Origin of the sequence: Streptomyces sp. JL2001 (assembly GCF_050917515.1) — a bacterium.
Taxonomy (GTDB): Bacteria; Actinomycetota; Actinomycetes; order Streptomycetales; family Streptomycetaceae; genus Streptomyces.
In genome coordinates this window covers 5,343,148-5,362,412 of the sequence record NZ_CP169421.1, presented here as the reverse complement: position 1 = coordinate 5,362,412, position 19,265 = coordinate 5,343,148, and the positions used below count along the sequence as shown (strand labels likewise).

The following is a 19,265-nucleotide window of genomic DNA, read 5'->3' as shown; positions in this document are numbered from 1 at the left end:
CCCGGACGGCCGCGAGACAACAGTCACGCCTGGTGAGGGGCGGTGGGACCGATGGTCCCGCCGCCCTTCGGCGTTCCCTACGATGCCTCGCATGAGGGAACACTGGGAGGCGCGGACCCAGACGCCGCTGCTGGCGCTGGCGGTGGCGTTCGGCATCGCCTACGCCGTACGGATCGTGCTGCCCGACGCGGATCCGTGGGTCCACTCGGTCTGCTCCCTGACCGAGTGGGTCGTCTGGGTCGCCTTCGCGCTGGACTACCTCGTCCGCCTGGCCCTCGCACCGGCGAAGTGGGCCTTCGTCCGCGGCCATCCGCTGGACCTGCTGGCGGTGCTGCTGCCGCTCGTGCAGCCGCTGCGGCTGCTGCGTCTGGTCTCCACACTCCTCCTGGTGGGCCGGCGGGCCCGGATGGCCCCGCAGATAACGCTCACCACGTACGTGGCGGGCGCGGTGGTCGGGCTGATGATGTTCGGCTCGCTGGCCGTCCTGCACGTGGAGCGCGACGCGCCGAACGGCAACATCAAGACCCTCGGCGACGCCGTCTGGTGGTCGTTCACCACGATGACGACCGTGGGCTACGGGGACCACGCGCCGACGACGGGACTCGGCCGGATCCTGGCGGTGGGTCTGATGCTCTCCGGGATCGCGCTGCTCGGTGTCGTGACCGCCAACATCGCCGCCTGGTTCATCTCCCGCTTCGACCGGGACGACGAGGCCGAGCGCCGCCAGACCGAACTGCTCGAAGCGCTGACCCGCGAGGTGAAGGAACTGCGGGCCGAGGTCGCGCGCCTCGCGGCGCCGACCGGGGTACCGCCGCAGGGCGACACCGCTACCGCTCCCAGATCTTGAAGGCCCGCACCTGGTGGGGCGACTGCGGCACCCAGGTGCCCCCGCCCGGATAGGTCTCGAAGGCGCCGGTCTCCGCGCACTCCGCCGACTGGAAGGTGGTGACCGGCCGCCCGGTGCGGTTGGCGAGGGACTGGGCGGTCGTGCCGGCCGGGAGCGGGACGCAGCTGTCGATGTCGGTGTCGGACAGCTCGCGGGCCACGGCCCTGCCTCGGAAGTCGGTCTTGGGCCAGAGGCAGAGCTGGCCGGGCCCGCAGGCGCCGAGCCGTGGCCCCGGCGCCGCGGTGGTCACGGCACCGGCCGTGGTTGCCGGCAGGGCGGTGAGCAGGGTGGCCGCCGCCAGGGCGGCGACGGTGAGAACGGTCTTCGTACGCATGATGCTGAACCCCCGAAATAGTCACTCTCTGTAATCAGAACTCTGCGGCAGTGACTCTCCGCTTGGGAAGGGCCCCCACGCAGGTCCACCCGGACGGGTGACCACCCCGCCGGGCGGGTGACGTCCCGGCGTGACGACGGCCGGACGGTGGCACCCGCCGAAGGCGGCGCGGCCCGCGCCGGACAACACGGCCCTGCGCTCGGGACACCGGCCCTCCGAGCCGCCCCGCCGGACAGTGAACGGCCCCCGGACAGCACACGGCCCCGCCGGACGAGGTCCGGCGGGGCCGTGTGCTCAACCGCGTCACCGCGCCGCCGCTGGGGGCGGCGCGGACGTCGGCGTGCGACGTGCGACGTGCGGGGCGGTCAGATGTGGGCGGCGCCCGCGCCGGCCTCCGCGTTCTCGCCGCGCTTGGTGAGCGTGGCGACCAGGGCGGCGACGACGGCGACGATTCCGGCGACGGTGAAGGCCTGGCCCATGCCGTCCATGAACGTGTCGTGGATGACGCCGCCGATCTTGTCGAACAGGTCGGGGGTCATGCCGGGTGCCTTGGCCAGCTCCGGCGGGACCATGCCGAACTCGGCGGCCTGCTCCAGCCGCGGGTCGGCCGGTACCGGGATGCCGGCGTCCTTCCAGTTCTCCGCGAACGCGCCGGAGACCTTGGAGGACATGACGGCGCCGAGCACGGCCGTGCCGAGTGCGCCGCCGACCTGCATCGCGGCCTGCTGCAGACCGCCGGCCACACCGGAGAGCTCCAGCGGGGCGTTGCCGACGATGACCTCGGTGGCGCCGACCATGACCGGGGCGAGGCCCAGGCCGAGCAGGGCGAACCAGAGGGACATGGCGAGGGTGCCCGTCCCGGAGGTGAGCGTGATCATGCCGAACATGGCGGCGGCGGTGCAGACCATGCCGCCGACCAGCGGGATGCGGGGGCCGAACTTGGTGATGAGCGCGCCGGCCAGCGGCGAGGAGACGATCATCATCGCGGTCAGCGGAAGCAGGTGCAGGCCGCTGTCGACCGGGCTGAGACCCTTCACGCCCTGGAGGTAGAAGGTCACGAAGAACAGGCCGCCCATGAAGGCGAAGGCCATGAGGACCATGAGGACCACACCGGCCGACAGCGGCACGGAGCGGAACATGCCCAGCGGGATGAGCGGCTCCTTGACCTTGGTCTCCCAGAGGGCGAAGAGCAGGAAGAGCAGGATCGCGCCGCCCAGGAAGCCCCAGGTGTTGCCGCTCGCCCAGCCCCAGGAGTCACCGGCCTTGATGATGCCCCAGATGAGGGAGCCCATGGCGCCGGAGAGCAGCAGGATGCCGAGGATGTCGAAGGAGCGCGGGGCGTTCTCGGCGCGGTGGTCCTTGAGGATCACCAGGCCGAAGAGGAGCGCGACCACGCCGACGGGCACGTTGACGAAGAAGACGGACTGCCAGCTGACGTGCTCGACGAGCAGGCCGCCGACGATCGGGCCGCCCGCGGTGGAGGCGCCGATGACCATGCCCCAGATGCCGATCGCCATGTTCAGCTTCTCGGCGGGGAAGGTGGCGCGCAGCAGGCCGAGTGCGGCCGGCATCAGCAGGGCGCCGAAGAGGCCCTGGAGCACGCGGAACGCGATCACGAGGCTGATCGAGTCGGAGAGGCCGATCGCTCCGGACGCGGCGGCGAAGCCGGCGATGCCGATGAGGAAGGTCTGGCGGTGGCCGAACCGGTCACCCAGCTTGCCGGCCGTGATCAGGGCGACGGCGAGGGCGAGCAGGTAGCCGTTGGTGATCCACTGGACGTCGGCGAGCGAGGCGCCGAGGTCCTTCTGGATGGCGGGGTTGGCGATGGCGACGATGGTGCCGTCGAGGGCCACCATCATGACGCCGATCGCGACGGCGAACAGAGTCAGCCAGGGGTGGCCGCGCAGTCCCTTCGCCGGAGCCGGCGCGGGGCTCCGGTCGCCCCCCTGACCCTGCGGGGCCTTTTCCACGGTGATCTGACTAGTCATGCCGGAAGGCTAATGTCAGCGACTGACAATTGACAAAGCGATTCACGCGTCGGTAACTGACACGTTGCTCACAGGTACGCTGAGCAGCACGAAGCGTCGGAAAAAGGGCGGAAAATGGACCATGCCGTGACGGCTTCCGGCCTGCGGGAGCGGAAGAAGCAGCGGACGCGCGACGCCTTGCTGCGCGTGGCCCTGGAGCTGTTCACGACCAAGGGGTACGAGCACACCACCGTGGACGAGATCACGGAGGCGGTGGAGGTCTCGCAGCGCACCTTCTTCCGCTACTTCGCGTCCAAGGAGGAGGTCGCCTTCGCCGTCCAGCAGATGGTGGAGGAGCGCTTCGTCGGGGCGCTCGCCGAGCGGCCCGCCGAGGAGGGGCCGCTCGACGCGATGCGCAACGCGGTGCTGAGCTCCTGGGACACCATCGGCGAGGCGGTCATGGAGGTCATCCCCGTCGAGCTGTACCTGCGGACGTACCGGATGATCGAGTCGACGCCGGCGCTCCTCGCCACCCACCTGCGCCGCTCCACCGAGATGGAGGAGAGCATCGCCCGCCTGATCGCCGAGCGGGAGGGCCTCGACGTGGACACCGACCCGCGGCCCCGCATCGCGGTGGCGGCCTTCAGCGGCGTGATGCGGGTGACGGGCCAGCTGTGGGGACGGGGTGGCGACCTGACTCTGGAGGCGATCCGCGAACTGACGGAGCGCTACCTGGACCAGCTGGGCCCGGCCCTGGCCCCGCACTGGCGGCCGTAGCGCCTGCCGCCGGACACGAGGGGCGCGGTCGTCCAGGGGCCCGTCCGCCGGCCCCGCGAGGTCGTCGTATACAGCGGAGCGCCCGCTCCACGGACCCCGCCTGCCGGGGCGCTCCCGAACCTGCGGGGCGTGCGCCCGCGCGTACCGAGCGTCACCCCACCTCCCGCTCCCTGTGATCCCCGTCACCCGCCTGCCCGGCGCGCCGCGCGCGTCTCCTAGGGTGTCCCGCAGTGACTTCCTTCGACTCCTCCCCCACTCTCCCGGTCTGGCGCACGCTGCTCGCGCTGGCCGTGGTGTTCGTGCTCCTGACGACCACCGGCTGGACGACGATCCGGCATCAGCGCGGGCCAGGGGATCCCCGGGCGCTCGCGCTCAGCGCCTGGGCGCGCGACCGCGTCGGTCACCGGGCCCTGCCCGACCCGGCCTCGCCGGCCCGGACGATCGCCTCGTTCTTCGGCTCGATAGGCCCGTCCCTGGGCGCCCGGCTCGCCGACGCGCACCCGCTGGTCGTCGGCAACCTCAACGGCGCGCCGGTCACCCTGCGCTACCGCGCCAACCGGCTGTCCCTCACCCGCGCGCTCGCCGCCGAACGGGGCCGCGTCGACGACCCTCGACTGAACGCGAGCGGCCGCCACGAGGCACTGCGCCGGGTGCACCGGTTCATGTCGCTGATGCGGCGGGACCGGCAGATCCTCGCCTTCGACCCCAGCGGCGCCGGGCGGACGGCCGAGGTGCTCGGCGACCTGGACCGGGCCCCGCGGGTGTCGGTGATCGTGCCGGGGGTCGACACCAACCTCCTCACCTTCCAGAAGAGCCGGCGCAAGTACTCGGCCCCCGCCGGGATGGCGGAGTCGCTGTACGCCGCCGAGCGGAGCGCGGCACCCGACTCGGGCACCGCCGTCATCGCCTGGGCCGACTACACCGCGCCCGTCGGGGTCGGCATCGACGCGGCGATGGGCCGGCTCGCCGAGAACGGGGCCGTGCGGCTGGTGGAGATGACCGACGCGCTCCCCGGCACCTCGCGCGTCAGCCTGTTCTGCCACAGCTACGGCTCCGTGCTCTGCGGGGTCGCCGCGCGCCGGCTCCCGGCCCGGGTCACGGACGTCGCGGTGGCCGGATCTCCCGGCATGCGGGTGGAGAGCGCGGCCGGCCTGTCCACCCGGGCCCGGGTCTGGGCGATGCGGGACGCGGACGACTGGATCCAGGACGTGCCGAACCTGGAGGTCGGCGGGGTCGGGCACGGCGCGGACCCGGTGGCGCCGGAGTTCGGGGCACGGCTGCTGTCGGCGGCCGGTGCGACCGGCCATGCCGGCTATTTCGAGCCGGGTACGGAGAGCCTCGACAACTTCGCCGCGATAGGCGTCGGTGCGTACCAGCGCCTGACCTGCGCGAGCGCCGACAGCGCTTGCCGCCGTGGAATCTCCGGCGCGGAAGAGGACTGACGCGCGTAGAGCGCACGGCATCGCGCCCTCACGCGGGGGGCGACGCACAGGCGTCGGCCGCATACGATGAGGCACATGGGTGATGTGCTGGCCGGAATTCATGCCACCTGGGAGTTCGAGAGCGACGCCGTCGTCATCCGCTTCGAACGGGGGATCCGCACACCGAGACTCTTCCAGGCGCTGCGCGAAAGACGCATCCCGCACGAGGCGTTGGCGTCGGTGACGCTCGCCCCGGGCAAGCGGGGCACCGTCGTGCTGCACGCCGTGCCGCGGCCGGGATCCGATCCTCTGATGGAGGCGGCGGCGGGCCAGCTGAAGGACGTCTGCGACCCGTACCGGCTGGTGCTGCCCGCCGAGCGCGAGACGCTGGCCGAGTACTACCGGGACGAGCTGCGGTCGGTGCTGGCGGACCGGCCGGGCGGCGTGGACGACGGGCCGGCCGACGGATTCCTGGTGGCAGCCCCGGAGGGGCCGCAGTCCTTCAAGGCGTACGACGGGAAGGCGACGTTCGACGGGAAGGCGGAGGTCGCGTTCCGCTGGTTCTGGACCGGCGCGTCCTCGGAGAAGTGGAAGGCGGGCGACCAGACCTTCCCGGTACGGGAGCTCAGCGGGATCGAGTGGCGCTCGCCGGACGTGTTCGACGGGTACCTGCGGCTGCTGCCCCGGAACGGCGAACCGCAGCACGCGCAGGCCGACCGGGACCCGGCGGCCGTCGTCTTCGGCCTCGGCTACGGCCCGGTCCACGAGTCGCTGCCGTTCGCGGCGTCGGTCCTCGCGGCGATCCGGGGCGCGGGGCGGGCCACGCCCCTGGAGGCCGAGCGGCGCGACCCGGCGGGAATCGCCGAACGGATCCGGCAGCTGGGCGACCTGCACCGGGCGGGTCTGGTGACGGACGAGGAGTTCACGGCGAAGAAGGCGGAGCTGCTGGCCGAGCTGTGACGGGCGGGACGGGACGCGCGGAACCCGGGGACGGGACGCGCGGCACCCGGGGCCGGGGCGGGACAGGGCCGGACGAGGAGCCGGGGCGAGGCAGGGCCGGACGGGACGGCGCCCTCGGAGGCCGGCCCGTCATACCCCGGTACGAGTCCGGGACCGGCCCCTCGGTATGACGCGAGGAGCCGGCCCCGCTGCCTAACCTGAACAGGCCATGAGTACCGAACCCGCCACCTTCCGCGCCCGCGTCGCCCGACTGCTCACACCCGCCGGGGATTCCCTGCAGGCCGTCGGACTCGCCCTCGCGACCCCGACCCGGCCGGGCGCCCCGCTGCTCGCGACGGCCTCGAAGCGGTGGCTGCGGCTGCTGCCGTACGTCGTCGCCCTCGCCTTCGTCGCCTCGCTGCTCCCCTCCACCATCACCGTCCTCGTCAACGACTACGAGGTCAACGGCGCGCTGGCAGGCGCGCTCGCCGTCGCCCAGACCGCGCCGCTGCTGCTCGCCGTCACCCGTCCGCTCCAGGCGTGGTGGATCATCGGGGCGGCCGACATCGCCGGGGCCTTCGTGACGCTGGGCGCCGACGGGCTCGACGGCCGCGCCTGGCCGTGGACACCCCCGGTGGTGGTCGGCTATCTGGCGCTGATGCTCGCCCTGGGGCTCCGCGAGTCGCGCCGGGCCCTGTTCGGGGTGTGGCTGCTGACCGGAGCCGCCGGTCTCGGCTTCGTCCTCATCGCGCCGAAGCACACCAACGGCGTCCAGGTGCTCCTCTTCGTGCTGAGCGGGGTGGTCCTCCTGCTCACCGCGACACTGCGCGAGCGGGGGGACGCCCAGCGGCGGCTGGTGGAGCAGGAGACCATCAGCGAGGCGGAACGCGCCCGCCGGACCCTGCTGGAGGAACGGGCCCGGATCGCACGGGAACTGCACGACGTCGTCGCGCACCACATGTCCGTGATCACGGTCCAGGCGGACTCCGCGCCGTACCGCATCCCCGGACTCCCGGACGCCGCCCGCGAGGAGTTCACCTCGATCGCGGCGAGCGCGCGGGAGTCGCTCGCCGAGATGCGCCGGCTGCTCGTGGTGCTGCGCAACGAGGGGACGGAGGGCGAACGCGCTCCGCAGCCGGGGCTCGACCGGGTGCAGCAGCTGATCGAGGCGACGGTACGGGCGGGGGTGCCGGCCGAACTCTCGCTGGCGGCCGAACTCGGCGACGTGCCGCAGGCGGTGGACCTGTCCGCGTACCGGATCGTGCAGGAGGCGCTGGCCAACGTGGTGCGGCACGCGCCGGGCGCGGCGACCCGGGTGTCGGTGCGGTCCGACGACGGGGCGGGCGGCGGAGAGGGCGGACGCTGGCTCCATGTGCTCGTCGTCAACGGGCCGGCTCCGGAGCGCACTTCGCCCCTGGAGGGCTCCGGCACGGGGCACGGGCTGGTCGGCATGCGGGAACGCGTACGGTTGACCGGCGGCACGCTGGACACCGGCCCGCTGCCGGACGGCGGCTTCCGGGTGGCCGCGCGCCTCCCGCTGACCTCGAAGGACACCTCGTGACCATCCGCGTGATCATCGTCGACGACCAGGCCATGGTGCGGGCGGGATTCGCCGCGCTGCTCGCCGCGCAGGCCGACATCGACGTGGTGGGCGAGGCGCCGGACGGGCGGCAGGGCGTGGACGTGGCGCGGTCCACGCATCCGGACGTCGTGCTGATGGACGTGCGGATGCCGGAGATGGACGGCCTGGCGGCGGCGCGCGAGATCCTGAACCCGCCGCCCGGCGTGGTGCACCGGCCGCGGGTGCTGATGCTGACGACCTTCGACGTGGACGACTACGTGTACGAGGCGCTGCGCGCGGGCGCCTCGGGCTTCCTCCTCAAGGACGCGCCGCCGGCGGACCTGATCGCCGCCGTGCGGGTGGTGGCGGCCGGCGAGGCGCTGCTCGCCCCGTCGGTGACGCGCCGTCTGATCGCCGACTTCGCCGCGTCCCGCCCGGCGCCGCGAGCGGGCCGGGCCGCGCTGCGGCTCAACGGCCTGACGCCGCGTGAGACCGAGGTACTGGAACTGATCGCCCGCGGGCTGTCGAACCAGGAGATCGCGGACCACCTGGTCCTCGCGGAACAGACGGTGAAGACCCACATCGGCCGGGTCCTGGCGAAGCTGGACCTGCGGGACCGCGCGCAGGCGGTCATCTTCGCGTACGAATCCGGCCTGGTCACCCCGGGCGACGCGACGCGCTGAGGGCCTGCCGCAACACGCCCCGGGTCCCGCCCGGCTCGCGGCGACCGGGGACGCGGACCGGGCCGGCCGGGGGACAGCCCCACCCCTCGCCGGGGGCCCGCCCCTCGTCCACCCCCTACCCCGGTAGCACCGCACGGTTGGCCCCGCGGTGTGACGCTCCCTCACCCACCCTCTCCCTACCTTCCTCCCGTCATCGACGAGAGAGACGAAGGGGAGGGGCCGGGACATGGGCCGCTACACGAGGACCCTGATCACCGCGGCGCTCACGGTCACCGCGGTCGCGGGGACGGCGGGCTGGGCGTCCGGCAGCGCGCAGCAGGCCGTGACGGGGGTGCCCGTCGGGACGAGGGCCTGGATCGCGGACGGGCTGCCCGATCCGGAGCGCATGACACCGGAACGGGTCGGCGACTTCTTCGCCGGACTGACCGACCAGCGGCGCGAGGAGCTGGTCAGGGAACACCCGTCCGTGGTGGGGAACCTCGACGGAGCGCCCCTCGCCCTGCGGTACGAGGCCAACGCCCGTACCGTCGGCGCCCGGTTCGGCGGCGCCCGGGTCCTCGCGTTCGACCCCCGCGACCGCGGGCAGGTCGCCCTCGTCTACGGAGACCCGGCGACCGCCCGCCACCTGGCCGTGATCGTCCCCGGCTCCGACATCGACGCCGGGAACGTCGCGCCGCTCGCCGCCATGGCGACCGGTCTGCGCGAGGCCACCCGCGGCGACACCGCCGTCATCGCCTGGGCCGGGTACACCACCCCCGTGGGCGTCGGTCCGGACGCCGCGACCGGGAGGCTCGCCGAGGCGGGGGCCGAGCGGCTCGTCCGCCTCACGGACGGTCTCGCCGCCGTCGGCACGCCCACCCCGGCCGTGTTCTGCCACAGCTACGGCTCCGTCGTCTGCGGCCTCGCCGCGCACCAGCTGAAGGCCAAGGACCTCGTCGTCCTCGGCTCCCCCGGCATGCGCGCCGCCGACGCCGGTGCGCTCAACACCTCGGCACGCGTGTGGGCGGCCAAGGCCCCGACCGACTGGATCGACAAGGTCCCGCACGTGGAGTTCGCGGGGCTGGGACACGGCCCGGACCCGGCCGCCCCGGCCTTCGGCGCCCGTCGCGTCGCCGCCGACGACGTCCCCGGCCACGGCGGCTACTTCGCCCCCGGCACCCGGTCCCTCCGCACCTTCGCCGCCATCGCCCAGGGAGACGCCCGATGAGCTCGCGCACGCACGGCACGCCGACGAACGCACCCGAGCACCGGGAGGGGACCGCGAGAACGGGACGGATCGGGAGCCTGGCCGCCCGGATCGAGGCGCGGACCCCGGCGCACCGCGACCGTGCCGTCGACGGGCTGCGCGCCCTGGCCCTGCTCGCCGTGCCGACCGGGCACTGGCTGCTCGGCGGGTTCACGCTCTCCGCGGACGGGGCGATCCACAACGCCAGCCCGCTGTCGGCCTTCGGCCCCTTCGCCCCGGTCAGCTGGATCCTCCAGATGCTCGGGATCTTCTTCCTGGTCGGGGGCTGCTCCTCCGTCCTGTCCTACGGCAGGCGCACCGGCTCCTCCCGCGCCTGGCTCAAGGGGCGGATCGCCCGGCTCGGCCGGCCCGTCCTCGGGGTCACGGCCGTGTGGGCGCTGCTTCTCCCGCTGCTCCACCTCGGGTTCGGGGTGCCCGGTGACACGCTGCGGACGGCGTCCACCCTCGTCGTCCAGCCGCTGTGGTTCGTCGGGGTGTACACCGTCGTCACCGCGCTCACCCCGCTCTGCGTCCGCGCCGCCGAACGGGCGGGCGTGTGGGCGGCGGCCCCGCTGCTCGGCACGGTCGCGGTCGTCGACCTCCTGCGCTACGGGCCGTACGCGGATGCCGTGCCGTCGTGGCTGAGCGTGCTGAACATCCTCCCCGGCTGGCTCTTCGCCTACCAGCTGGGTGCCGCCTGGGGGCTGGGCAGGGTCACCCGGCGGCACGCCTGGGGTCTGCTCGTCGGCGGCGCCGCCCTCTTCGCCGCTCTCCTCCTGTTCTTCGGCTATCCCGCCTCGATGGTGGGCGTCCCCGGCGAGGCACGTACGAACTCCCACCCGCCGTCGCTGCTCGTGCTGGCCCTCGCCGCCACCCAGAGCGGACTGGCCGTCCTGCTGCGCGACCGGCTGGGCCGGCTGCTGCGTCGGCCCGCGCTGTGGGCGCCGGTCGTGGTCGTCAACCTGTCGGCGATGACGATCCTGTGCTGGCACCAGACGGCGATGCTCGCCGCGGCGATCCCCGCCTCGTACGCCGGGGAGTTGCCGGGGCTGACCACGGCGCCCGACACGCTCGGCTGGATCGTCGCCCGGCTGGCCTGGATGCCGCTCTTCGCCGGGCTCCTCGTCCTCGTCGGCCGGTACGCGCGCGGCTTCGAGTCGCCGTGGGCCGGGACCGGCACGGCCCGCCGGGCGGCGGCGGGGCTGCTGGCGGCGGGCTTCGCGGTCTTCGCGCTGGGACTGGCGTGAACCGCGCGACCTGCCCCGGCCGCACGCGGGTCCCGCCGGGGCGGCGCGACGGCGAGGTCGCCGGCCGCCCCGTCTCACCGGCCCTGGCGGGGTCGGCCCCCGGGAGCTACTCGCGGGCGGCCGCGGTGGAGCTCATGTCCGGGTACCGGTCGCCAGCCACCTGGCCGGCGATCGGCTCCAGGGCGGCCAGTTCGGCGTCCGTGAGCGAGATCCGGGTCGCCGCCGCGTTCTCCAGCAGCCGGGACCGCTTGCGGGTGCCGGGGATCGGGACGACGGTCAGGCCGTGCACGGCGGACCGCTGCTGGACCCAGGCGAGGGCGACCTGCGCCGCCGTCGCGCCGTGGGCCGCCGCGATCTTCAGCACCGGCTCCAGGAGCGCGGCGTTGCGCACCGCGTTCTCGCCGGTGAAACGCGGTTGGTGACGCCGGAAGTCGCCGCCCGAGAGGTCCTTGGAGGCGTCCGCGAAGGCTCCGGTCAGGAAGCCCCGGCCGAGCGGCGAGTACGGCACGAGGGTGACGCCCAGCTCGGCCGCCGCGCCGACCGCGCTGCGCTCGACGTCGCGGGAGAAGAGGGACCACTCCGACTGGAGGGCGGCGATCGGGTGCACCGCGTACGCCTCGCGCAGCTCCGCGCCGGTCACCTCGCTCAGGCCCAGGTGCCTGACCTTGCCTTCCCGCACGAGCTCGGCCATCGCCCCGACCGATTCGGCGAGCGGCACGGCCGGGTCGCGGCGGTGCATGTAGTAGAGGTCGATGGTCTCGACGCCGAGGCGGCGCAGGCTGCCCTCGACGGCCTGCCGTACGTAGGCCGGGTCGTTGCGGATGCCCCGGTAGTGGGGGTCGTCGGGGCGCCGCTCGATGGCGAACTTGGTGGCGAGGGTGATCTCGTCGCGGTGCGCGGCGACGAACGGCGCGAGGAAGCGCTCGTTGGCGCCCTGCCCGTACACGTCCGCCGTGTCGATCAGGGTGACGCCGGCCTCCAGGGCCGCGTCGAGGGTGTCGCGGGCCGCGGCCTCGTCGGTGTCGCCGTAGAACTCGCTGATGCCCATGGCACCGAAGCCCTGGACACCGATCTCCGGGCCGTCGGTGCCCAGCCGGGTCGTGGGAATCCTGCTCATCGGGTCATGCCTCCCCATAGTGACTGATCTTGATGTCCAGAACGGCGAGCGTGTCCTGGAGCTCTGCCATGCGGGACACCACGTCCCGCCGTGTGGTCTCCAGCAGCTCGCGCCGTTCGGCGAAGGTGTGATCGCCTGCCCGCACCAGCTCCGCGTACCGCACCATCGACGCGACCGGCATCCCGGTCAGCCGCAGCTTGCCGACGAAGGCCAGCCACTGGAGGTCGCGGTTGGTGAAGCGCCGCTGGCCGGTGTGCGAGCGGTCGACGTGCGGCATCAGCCCGATCCGCTCGTACCAGCGCAGGGTGTGCGCCGTCAGGCCGGTCCAGGCGGCCACCTCGCTGATCGTGTAGCGGTCCTGGCCGTCCGGCCTCGGATGGGTCGGAGTGGTGCTCTCGATCACGCTCATGACCTCCACGCTAAGGACTTGGAGTGCACTCGAAGCAAGTAGGTTCATCGTCCCAGTAGGCTCGGGTGCATGCAGAGCCTGGCGATGATCGAGAACTGGCCCGTTCCCACCGCGGCCGCCGCCGTCGTACGCGCGGACGGCACCGTGACCGGGACGCACGGCCCGACCGGACAGCGGTTCCCGCTGGCCTCGGTCACCAAGCCGCTGGCGGCCTACGCCGTCCTCGTCGCGTACGAGGAGGGGGCGATCGACCTCGACGAGCCCGCCGGGCCCGAGGGCTCGACCGTCCGCCACCTGCTGGCCCACACCTCGGGTCTGGCCTTCGACGAGCCGCGCGTCATGTCCGCGCCCGGTGCCCGCCGGATCTACTCCAACACCGGCTTCGAGGTGCTCGGCGACCATGTCGCCAAGGCGACGGACATCCCCTTCGCCGACTACCTGCACCAGGCGGTCCTGGAGCCGCTGGGCATGACCGCGACGACGCTGGACGGCTCGCCCGCGAAGGACGCGGTGTCGACCGTCGACGATCTCGTGCGCTTCGCCGCGGAGGTGCAGGCGCCGCGGCTGCTCGACGCGCGGACCGTGCTCGACGCGATGACGGTCACCCACCCCGGTCTCACCGGCATCCTGCCGGGCTACGGGCACCAGCGGCCCAACGACTGGGGGCTCGGTTTCGAGATCAGGGACTCCAAGTCGCCCCACTGGACGGGGTCCGGCTCCTCGCCGCGCACCTTCGGGCACTTCGGCCAGTCGGGCACGTTCCTGTGGATCGACCCCGACGCCGGCGCCGCGTGCGTGGCCCTGACCGACCGGCCCTTCGGGCCGTGGGCGGTCGAGGCGTGGCCGCCGTTCACCGACGCGGTGCTCGCCGAGCTGCGCGGCTGACCCCGCGGGGGGCGGGCGCCCCGCGGCCTCAGCCGCAGTGGGCGGGCGGGAGCGATCCGTCGGTGCCGACGAGGGTGACGAGCGCCTGCCCGGTCGGGCTCTCGGCGTAGGCGGCCGTGCAGACGATCTGCTGGACGGCGACCTCCTCCAGGTCGTGCACGAGCAGCTGCGTCGACAACCGGATCTCCAGGACGCCGTCCTCGTCCGCGTGCGGGTCCTCGCCGGGACGGTCCACGATGAACCCGTGCTTCTCCGTGCGCGGCACCGGGACCCGGGAGTCGAGCCCGGCGGCCCGCTCCTCGGGCGTCGGGCCGTACTGGAACAGGGCGAGGATCTTCTCGGTGGCGATCTGCGGCCGGTTCGCGGTCGGCCCGGCCCCGCCCGTGGTGCCCGGATCGGGCGAGCCCTCGCCCGCGTCGCCGACGGCGCCGCCGTCCGCCACGCCCTGCTCCGGTCCCGGCGGGGCCACCCGCCGGGCAACGGGCACCAGATCGCCGTCCCGGTCGACGAAGAAGAACAGGAGCCGGGACGACGGGGACGGCTGGACTGCGATCGTCGCCGCGTCGCCGGCCTCGACCACGTCGCTCTTCTGTATGCCGCAGCCGCCGAGCACGGCGGCCAGCGCCAGCGCGGCCGCGGCGGTCAGGGTCCGTCCGGGGTTCACAGCGGGATCCTCAGAGTGAAGACGGCTCCGCCGCCGGGCCGGTTGGCCGCCTCGACGGTGCCGCCGTGCAGCCGCGTGTTCTCCAGGGTGATGGCCAGCCCGAGGCCGCTGCCGGACGAGCGGGTACGGGCCGGATCGGCCTTGAAGAAACGGTCGAAGACATGGGGCAGAACGTCCTCGTGGATGCCCGGGCCGTGGTCGGCGACCTCCGTGACCAGCCACGGCCCCTCGGTCGAGAGGCGGACCGTGACGGGCGGGCGGCCGTGCCGCAGCGCGTTGCCGACCAGGTTGGCGACGATCACGTCGAAGCGGCGCGGGTCGAGGCGCGCGCGGATGCCGGACGGGAGGTCCGTGTCGATCGTGTCGGCGTCGGTCCAGCGGCGGCTCTGCAGGGTCTTGCGGATCGAGTCGGCCACGTCGACCTCGTCCGTGTGGAGTTCGGCGGCCCGGGCGTCGAAGCGGGAGATCTCCATGAGGTCCTCGACGAGGTCGGCGAGCCTGCCGGTCTCGGCGCTGATGAGGCGCACGGCCCGGGCCGTGTCGGAGTCGAGCCCTTCCGCGTCCTCGTCGAGGACCTCGGTGACCGCCAGCATCCCGGCGAGCGGGGTGCGCAGTTCGTGCGAGACGTCGGAGGCGAACCGGCGGGCGCGTGCCTCGGCGCCGCGCAGTTCGGCCACGGAGCTCTCCAGTGCTGCCGCGGACTCGTTGAAGGTGCGTGCCAGGTCGGCGAGTTCGTCGGTGCCGCGGGCCTGGATGCGGGTGTCGAGCTCGCCGCGCCCCATGCTGTGCGCGGCCCGGCGCAGGTCGCGTACGGGGCGCAGGACACTGCGGGCGGCGAGGAGGGCCGGCACGAGCGCGACGAGCAGCGCGGGCAGGGCGCCGTCGCGGGCCGCGGTGACCATCGCCTCGATGTTGGCCTCCTCCTCGTCGAGTTCGAGGACGGCGTAGAACACCAGGCCGGTGCGGTGGAACGCGGTGACGCGGGGGGACGGCTGGAAGACGGCGGGGACGGCGATGGTGAGGTACGGGGTGCCTCCCCGCAGCACCCGCTGGAAGCTGCCGTGCGGGGTGCCCTGGGCGCGGGCGCGCAGTTCGGGGGTGATGACGGTGGACGTCGGACGCTGGGCGGAGGAGACCCGGACGCTGCCGTACTCGGCGTAGACCATCCAGGGCCGGGGCTTGCCCAGCCGGGCGATCCGCTGCAACTGGACGGAGAGCGCGGTCCGGTCGACGGGGAGCGGGGTCTCGAGCCGGCCGATCTCGTCGCGGAAGGCGGAGACCGCGGTGTTCTGGGTCTGTTCGAGGATGGCGTTGCGGGCGGCCCGGTAGGTGAGGGCGGCGGTGGTGCCGCAGCCGACGGCGGCGACGAGGAGGAAGGCGAGAACGAGCCGGGTCCGCAGTCCGAAGGGCCGGGCCCACCAGCGGCGGGCGGGCGGGCCGGTGCGCTCGCGCGGGGCGCGCCTCACAGCGGTCCGAACCGGTAGCCGAAGCCGCGCAGCGTCTGGATGTAGCGGGGGGTCCCGGGGGCGTCCTCGATCTTGTTGCGGAGGCGGCGGACGCAGGCGTCGACCAGCCGGGCGTCGCCGTGGTAGCTGTGCTCCCAGACGTGTTCGAGGAGCTGCTGGCGGCTGAAGACCTGCTCGGGGGCCGCGGTCAGGTGGAGCAGCAGCTTGAGTTCGGAGGGGGCGAGGGCCAGCCGTTCCCCGGACTTGGCGACGGTGAGCCCGGCCCGGTCGACGGCGAGGTCGCCGTGGAACTCGATGGCGGGCCGTCCGCCGCCGGGCTCCTCGATCCGGCGCAGCACGGCGCGGATGCGGGCCTCGATGACCTCGGTGCGGGCGGGCTTGACGATGTAGTCGTCGGCACCGGCCTCCAGGCCGACGACCACGTCGAAGTCGTCGCCGCGGGCGGTGAGCATGATGATCGGCAGCTGGCTGCTCTCCCGGACCCGGCGGCAGACCTGCACGCCGTTCATGCCGGGCAGCATCAGGTCGAGCAGCACGAGGTCGGGGCGGAACTCGCCGAGGGCGGTGAGACCCGCCTCTCCGGTGGCGGCGGCCCGCACCTCGTGTCCCCGCCGCCGCAGGCCGAGTTCGACCCCTTCGCGTACCGAGGGGTCGTCTTCTATGAGGAGCACGCGAGGCATCTGGCGAGTATCCCAAGAGTGTGCGAGCGCCCTCCCCGTGGGGAGGGCGGACGGAACCGCTCGCGGCTGCGGCCGGTGCGGTGGACGGCGGGGGGCGCGGTACGGGACGGACGGCGGGGAGGTTCGGGTCAGGGGCGGCGGGCGAGGCGGCGCAGCCGGCCGGTCGCGCCCGTCAGCAGGGCCTGCAGCTCGGTGAGCCGCAACGGGCGGGCCAGCAGGGCGAAGACCCCGAGGACGGCCAGGGCGCCGGCCGCGTCCGCGGCGACCGCTCCCGCGGGGCCGACCGCGTCGGCGACGAGCAGTCCCGCCCCGGCCGCCGGGACGGCCGCGGCCAGCAGGCGGGCCAGCGCGGGCAGGGCGCGGGGGTGCGTCCGCTCCGTGCCGGTTCCCAGCCGCCGGGCGAGGGCCCAGGCCGTCAGCGCCCAGCCCGCCCACAGGGCGGTCGAGTATCCGGCGGCCATGCCCGCCACCGCCCAGTGCGCCGGGAGCAGCGTGTACGCGGTCACCGACAGGCCGGCGTTGAGTCCGGCGATCACCAGGTTCAGGAAGAAGGGGGTGCGGGTGTCCCGCAGGGCGTAAAAGGCGCGGGTGCAGACGTACTGGCCCGACAGCGCGATCAGGCCGGGGGCGAAGGCCATCAGGATCCAGGCCATCGCCCGGACGTCGTCGGCGTCCGTCCTGCCGTACTGGAACACCGTCGCCATCAGCGGCGCGGCCAGTGCGAACAGGGCGCAGGCGGCCGGCACGATGCCCGCCGCGCTCGTCCGCAGCGCGTACGAGACGTCCCGCCGCACGCCCGCCAGGTCGCCGTCGGCCGCCGAGCCGCTCATGCGGGGCAGCAGTGCGGTCACCAGGGACACGGTGACGATGCCGTGCGGCACGGCCCAGAGCAGGTAGGCGTTGTTGTACGCGGCGAAGCCGAAGCCCCCGGCGCCGTCGCCGGCTCCCGCCCGTTGTCCCGCCGCCGTCGCGAGCCGGGTCGTCACCCAGTAGGCGGCCTGGTTGGTGAGGACCAGCAGCACCAGCCAGCCGGCGGAGCGCAGGGGCGCCGTCAGCCCGCTGCCGCGCCAGTCGAAGCGCGGGCGCCAGCGGAATCCGGCCGCGCGCAGGGACGGTGCGAGGGCCAGGGCCTGGAGCGCGATGCCCGCCGTGGTGCCCCAGCCGAGCAGGGCGGTCTCGCCCGCGGTGAGCGCGCCGCCGCCGGTCGTGGCGGTCACCAGGTAGAGCGCGAACACCGCGATGACGACGAGGTTGTTGAGGACCGGCGTCCACATCATCGCGCCGAACCGGCCGCGCGCGTTGAGGACCTGGCCCAGCAGCGTGAAGAGTCCGAGGAAGAAGATCTGCGGCAGGCAGTACCGGGCGAACGCCACGGTCGTCGACTCCTGCGCGCCGGTGTAGTCGGTGTAGGCGTCGACGATCGCGGGCGCCGCGAGGACGGCGCCGGCCGTGAGGGCCAGCAGGGCCAGCACGCACACGGTCAGCAGCCGGTCGGTGTAGGCGGCGCCGCCGTCCTCGTGTTCCTTTGCCGCCTTGACCAGTTCGGGGACGAAGACGGCGTTGAGGGCTCCGCCCAGGAGCAGCATGTAGACGATCGTGGGCACGGAGTTGCCGACCGCGTACCCGTCGGAGACGAGTCCGACGCCGAGGGCCGCCGCGACGACGGCGGAGCGTACGAATCCGGTGGCGCGCGAGACGAGGGAGCCGGCGGCCATGAGCGCGCCGCTGCGCAGCACGGAGGAGCCGGTCTTCGCGGGCGCGAGGGCGGTCGCCGTCATCGTCGGGCCAGGTAGGCCTGGAAGGCCCGGTACAGCGCGTGGTTGGTCGTGCCGTTCAACGGTGTCTCCCACTCCCCCAGTGTCTCGACGGCCTGCCCGCCCGTGCCCAGCTTCCAGCGCAGCAGGCCGTGGGCGCGGTCGCCCGGATCGAGAGTGGAGGGTATCCCGCGCATGTCGTAGACGGCCGCGCCGTGCGCGTGGGCGTCGAGCATCATCCGCCACTGCAGGGCGTTGGAGGGGCGGACCTCGCGGCGGTGGTCGGCGGAGGCGCCGGTCTGGTACCAGACCCGGCCGCCGACGGTGATCATGGTGTGGGCGGCGAGGATCTCGCCCTCGTGGCGGGCGAGGTAGAGCTTCATGCGGCCCGGGTGCTCGGCGTTGAGGACCTCGTACTGGCGCTGGTAGTAGGCGAGCGAGCGGCCGAGGCGGAACCCGTCGCGCTCCTCGGTGATCCTCAGCAGCCGGTAGAACTCCGGCAGGTCGGCGGCCGAGCCGACGACGGTCTCGACCCCGGACTTGCGGGCCTTCCGGACGTTGCGCCGCCATTCCTGGTTGAGGCCGTTCCAGAGGTCGTCGGTGGTGCGCCCGGCGAGCGGGACCTGGTACACGAAGCGGGGCTGCGCGTCGGCGCCGTCCTCGGAGTCGCCGCCGCAGCGGCGCCAGCCGCGGGCCCGCAGCCGTTCGGCGACGGCGGTGCCGAGCGGGTCGACCTCGCTGGCGAGGACGTCGGCCAGCTTCCGGCCGGGCCCGGTGCCCGCCTTGAGGGTGGCGGCGTCCCAGCGGCGGAAGGCGGGAGTGGGGCCGATGCGCACGGCGAAGGCGCCGGCGGTCCGCAGATGCCGCAGCAGCGGGGTGAGCCAGCCGTCGAGGTCCGGTGCGGACCAGTCGGCGACGGGCCCCTCGGGGAGGTACGCGAAGAACTTGCGGGTGCCGGGGAAGGGCCGCAGCAGGACGAGGGCGACTCCGGCCGGCTCCCCCGACTCCCCGTCCCAGCCGACGAGCTGGTGCTGCCAGCCGTCCTTCACCTTTACCCAGGAGGGGAGTTGGAGGAAGCTGGGGCCGTCCGCGCCGGTGGAGCGGGAGGTCAGGAAGGTGCGGTACACCTCGGGGGTGACGATCCGAAGTCGCGTATCCCGCACGGTGGGTGCGGCCGTCACGAGCAGCGCTGACACAACGGGAGCCTCCTTGTTCCGCCCCTCGTTCGGGGGGCGCACAGGATGCTCACA

18 protein-coding genes are annotated in these 19,265 nt (G+C 73.8%); 9 read left to right on the top strand and 9 right to left on the bottom strand.

Translation table 11 applies throughout. The annotated features are described in order from the left end of the window. The first annotated feature begins 82 nt into the window (after positions 1 to 82). A complete protein-coding gene (locus tag ACE1OA_RS23890) occupies positions 83 to 847 on the top strand; it encodes a potassium channel family protein (protein WP_384867443.1) in 765 nt (254 codons plus the stop codon). Here the strand turns inward: ACE1OA_RS23890 and ACE1OA_RS23885 are convergent. After that, on the bottom strand, positions 828 to 1,220 hold the full coding sequence (locus ACE1OA_RS23885; protein ID WP_356598412.1) for a peptidase inhibitor family I36 protein: 393 nt from the start codon (positions 1,218 to 1,220) through the stop codon (positions 828 to 830). The genes ACE1OA_RS23890 and ACE1OA_RS23885 overlap by 20 nt on opposite strands. Positions 1,221 to 1,585: 365 nt before the next feature. Beyond that, positions 1,586 to 3,208, bottom strand: coding sequence for an MFS transporter (locus tag ACE1OA_RS23880; RefSeq protein WP_432753345.1), 1,623 nt, complete (start codon positions 3,206 to 3,208; stop codon positions 1,586 to 1,588). A gap of 114 nt (positions 3,209 to 3,322) precedes the next feature. Here ACE1OA_RS23880 and ACE1OA_RS23875 point away from each other — a divergent pair, with 114 nt between their 5' ends. The 7 genes from ACE1OA_RS23875 (at position 3,323) to ACE1OA_RS23845 (ending at position 11,040) form a co-directional block, all read left to right on the top strand. Continuing rightward, positions 3,323 to 3,964 (top strand): TetR family transcriptional regulator, encoded by a 642-nt coding sequence (locus tag ACE1OA_RS23875; protein WP_356598416.1) that lies wholly within the window; start codon positions 3,323 to 3,325, stop codon positions 3,962 to 3,964. A gap of 230 nt (positions 3,965 to 4,194) precedes the next feature. Further along, positions 4,195 to 5,406 (top strand): alpha/beta hydrolase, encoded by a 1,212-nt coding sequence (locus tag ACE1OA_RS23870; RefSeq protein ID WP_384867438.1) that lies wholly within the window; start codon positions 4,195 to 4,197, stop codon positions 5,404 to 5,406. A 75-nt stretch (positions 5,407 to 5,481) separates the two neighbouring features. Beyond that, positions 5,482 to 6,345, top strand: coding sequence for a DUF4429 domain-containing protein (locus ACE1OA_RS23865; RefSeq protein WP_356773988.1), 864 nt, complete (start codon positions 5,482 to 5,484; stop codon positions 6,343 to 6,345). A gap of 208 nt (positions 6,346 to 6,553) precedes the next feature. Then, on the top strand, positions 6,554 to 7,885 hold the full coding sequence (locus ACE1OA_RS23860; protein ID WP_356598423.1) for a sensor histidine kinase: 1,332 nt from the start codon (positions 6,554 to 6,556) through the stop codon (positions 7,883 to 7,885). Beyond that, positions 7,882 to 8,568 (top strand): response regulator transcription factor, encoded by a 687-nt coding sequence (locus tag ACE1OA_RS23855; RefSeq protein ID WP_356598425.1) that lies wholly within the window; start codon positions 7,882 to 7,884, stop codon positions 8,566 to 8,568. Before ACE1OA_RS23860 ends, ACE1OA_RS23855 begins: the two co-directional genes overlap by 4 nt. Positions 8,569 to 8,794: 226 nt before the next feature. Further along, complete coding sequence (locus tag ACE1OA_RS23850) at positions 8,795 to 9,775, top strand: alpha/beta hydrolase (RefSeq protein ID WP_432753344.1); 981 nt, start codon at positions 8,795 to 8,797, stop codon at positions 9,773 to 9,775. Continuing rightward, positions 9,772 to 11,040 carry an acyltransferase family protein gene (locus ACE1OA_RS23845; protein ID WP_432753343.1) on the top strand — a complete coding sequence of 423 codons (1,269 nt, stop codon included), beginning with the start codon at positions 9,772 to 9,774 and terminating at the stop codon, positions 11,038 to 11,040. The genes ACE1OA_RS23850 and ACE1OA_RS23845 overlap by 4 nt, the downstream gene beginning before the upstream one ends. 106 nt (positions 11,041 to 11,146) lie before the next feature. Here the strand turns inward: ACE1OA_RS23845 and ACE1OA_RS23840 are convergent, their stop codons facing one another. Further along, positions 11,147 to 12,157 (bottom strand): aldo/keto reductase, encoded by a 1,011-nt coding sequence (locus ACE1OA_RS23840; protein ID WP_356598431.1) that lies wholly within the window; start codon positions 12,155 to 12,157, stop codon positions 11,147 to 11,149. 4 nt (positions 12,158 to 12,161) lie between these two features. Continuing rightward, positions 12,162 to 12,566, bottom strand: a complete 405-nt coding sequence (locus ACE1OA_RS23835; RefSeq protein WP_356598433.1) for a MerR family transcriptional regulator — start codon at positions 12,564 to 12,566, stop codon at positions 12,162 to 12,164. 69 nt (positions 12,567 to 12,635) lie between these two features. Here ACE1OA_RS23835 and ACE1OA_RS23830 point away from each other — a divergent pair, with 69 nt between their 5' ends. Beyond that, complete coding sequence (locus ACE1OA_RS23830; RefSeq protein WP_432753342.1) at positions 12,636 to 13,451, top strand: serine hydrolase domain-containing protein; 816 nt, start codon at positions 12,636 to 12,638, stop codon at positions 13,449 to 13,451. A gap of 28 nt (positions 13,452 to 13,479) precedes the next feature. Here ACE1OA_RS23830 and ACE1OA_RS23825 read toward each other — a convergent pair whose 3' ends face one another. The 5 genes from ACE1OA_RS23825 to ACE1OA_RS23805 all read right to left on the bottom strand — a co-directional run bounded on the left by ACE1OA_RS23825 (position 13,480) and on the right by ACE1OA_RS23805 (position 19,211). After that, positions 13,480 to 14,115: a hypothetical protein gene (locus ACE1OA_RS23825; protein ID WP_356773978.1), complete on the bottom strand. Its 636-nt coding sequence runs from the start codon at positions 14,113 to 14,115 to the stop codon at positions 13,480 to 13,482. Next, the gene (locus tag ACE1OA_RS23820) at positions 14,112 to 15,581 is read right to left on the bottom strand and encodes a sensor histidine kinase (protein WP_356598439.1); all 1,470 of its coding nucleotides are present in this window, start codon (positions 15,579 to 15,581) and stop codon (positions 14,112 to 14,114) included. The genes ACE1OA_RS23825 and ACE1OA_RS23820 overlap by 4 nt, the downstream gene beginning before the upstream one ends. Continuing rightward, entirely contained in the window at positions 15,578 to 16,261 is a 684-nt protein-coding gene (locus tag ACE1OA_RS23815) for a response regulator (RefSeq protein WP_384867426.1), read from the bottom strand. Before ACE1OA_RS23815 ends, ACE1OA_RS23820 begins: the two co-directional genes overlap by 4 nt. A 128-nt stretch (positions 16,262 to 16,389) precedes the next feature. After that, positions 16,390 to 18,039 carry a murein biosynthesis integral membrane protein MurJ gene (gene murJ / locus ACE1OA_RS23810; RefSeq protein WP_432753341.1) on the bottom strand — a complete coding sequence of 550 codons (1,650 nt, stop codon included), beginning with the start codon at positions 18,037 to 18,039 and terminating at the stop codon, positions 16,390 to 16,392. Continuing rightward, positions 18,036 to 19,211 (bottom strand): lipid II:glycine glycyltransferase FemX, encoded by a 1,176-nt coding sequence (locus ACE1OA_RS23805; protein WP_432753340.1) that lies wholly within the window; start codon positions 19,209 to 19,211, stop codon positions 18,036 to 18,038. The genes murJ and ACE1OA_RS23805 overlap by 4 nt, the downstream gene beginning before the upstream one ends. Positions 19,212 to 19,265 lie beyond the last annotated feature (54 nt).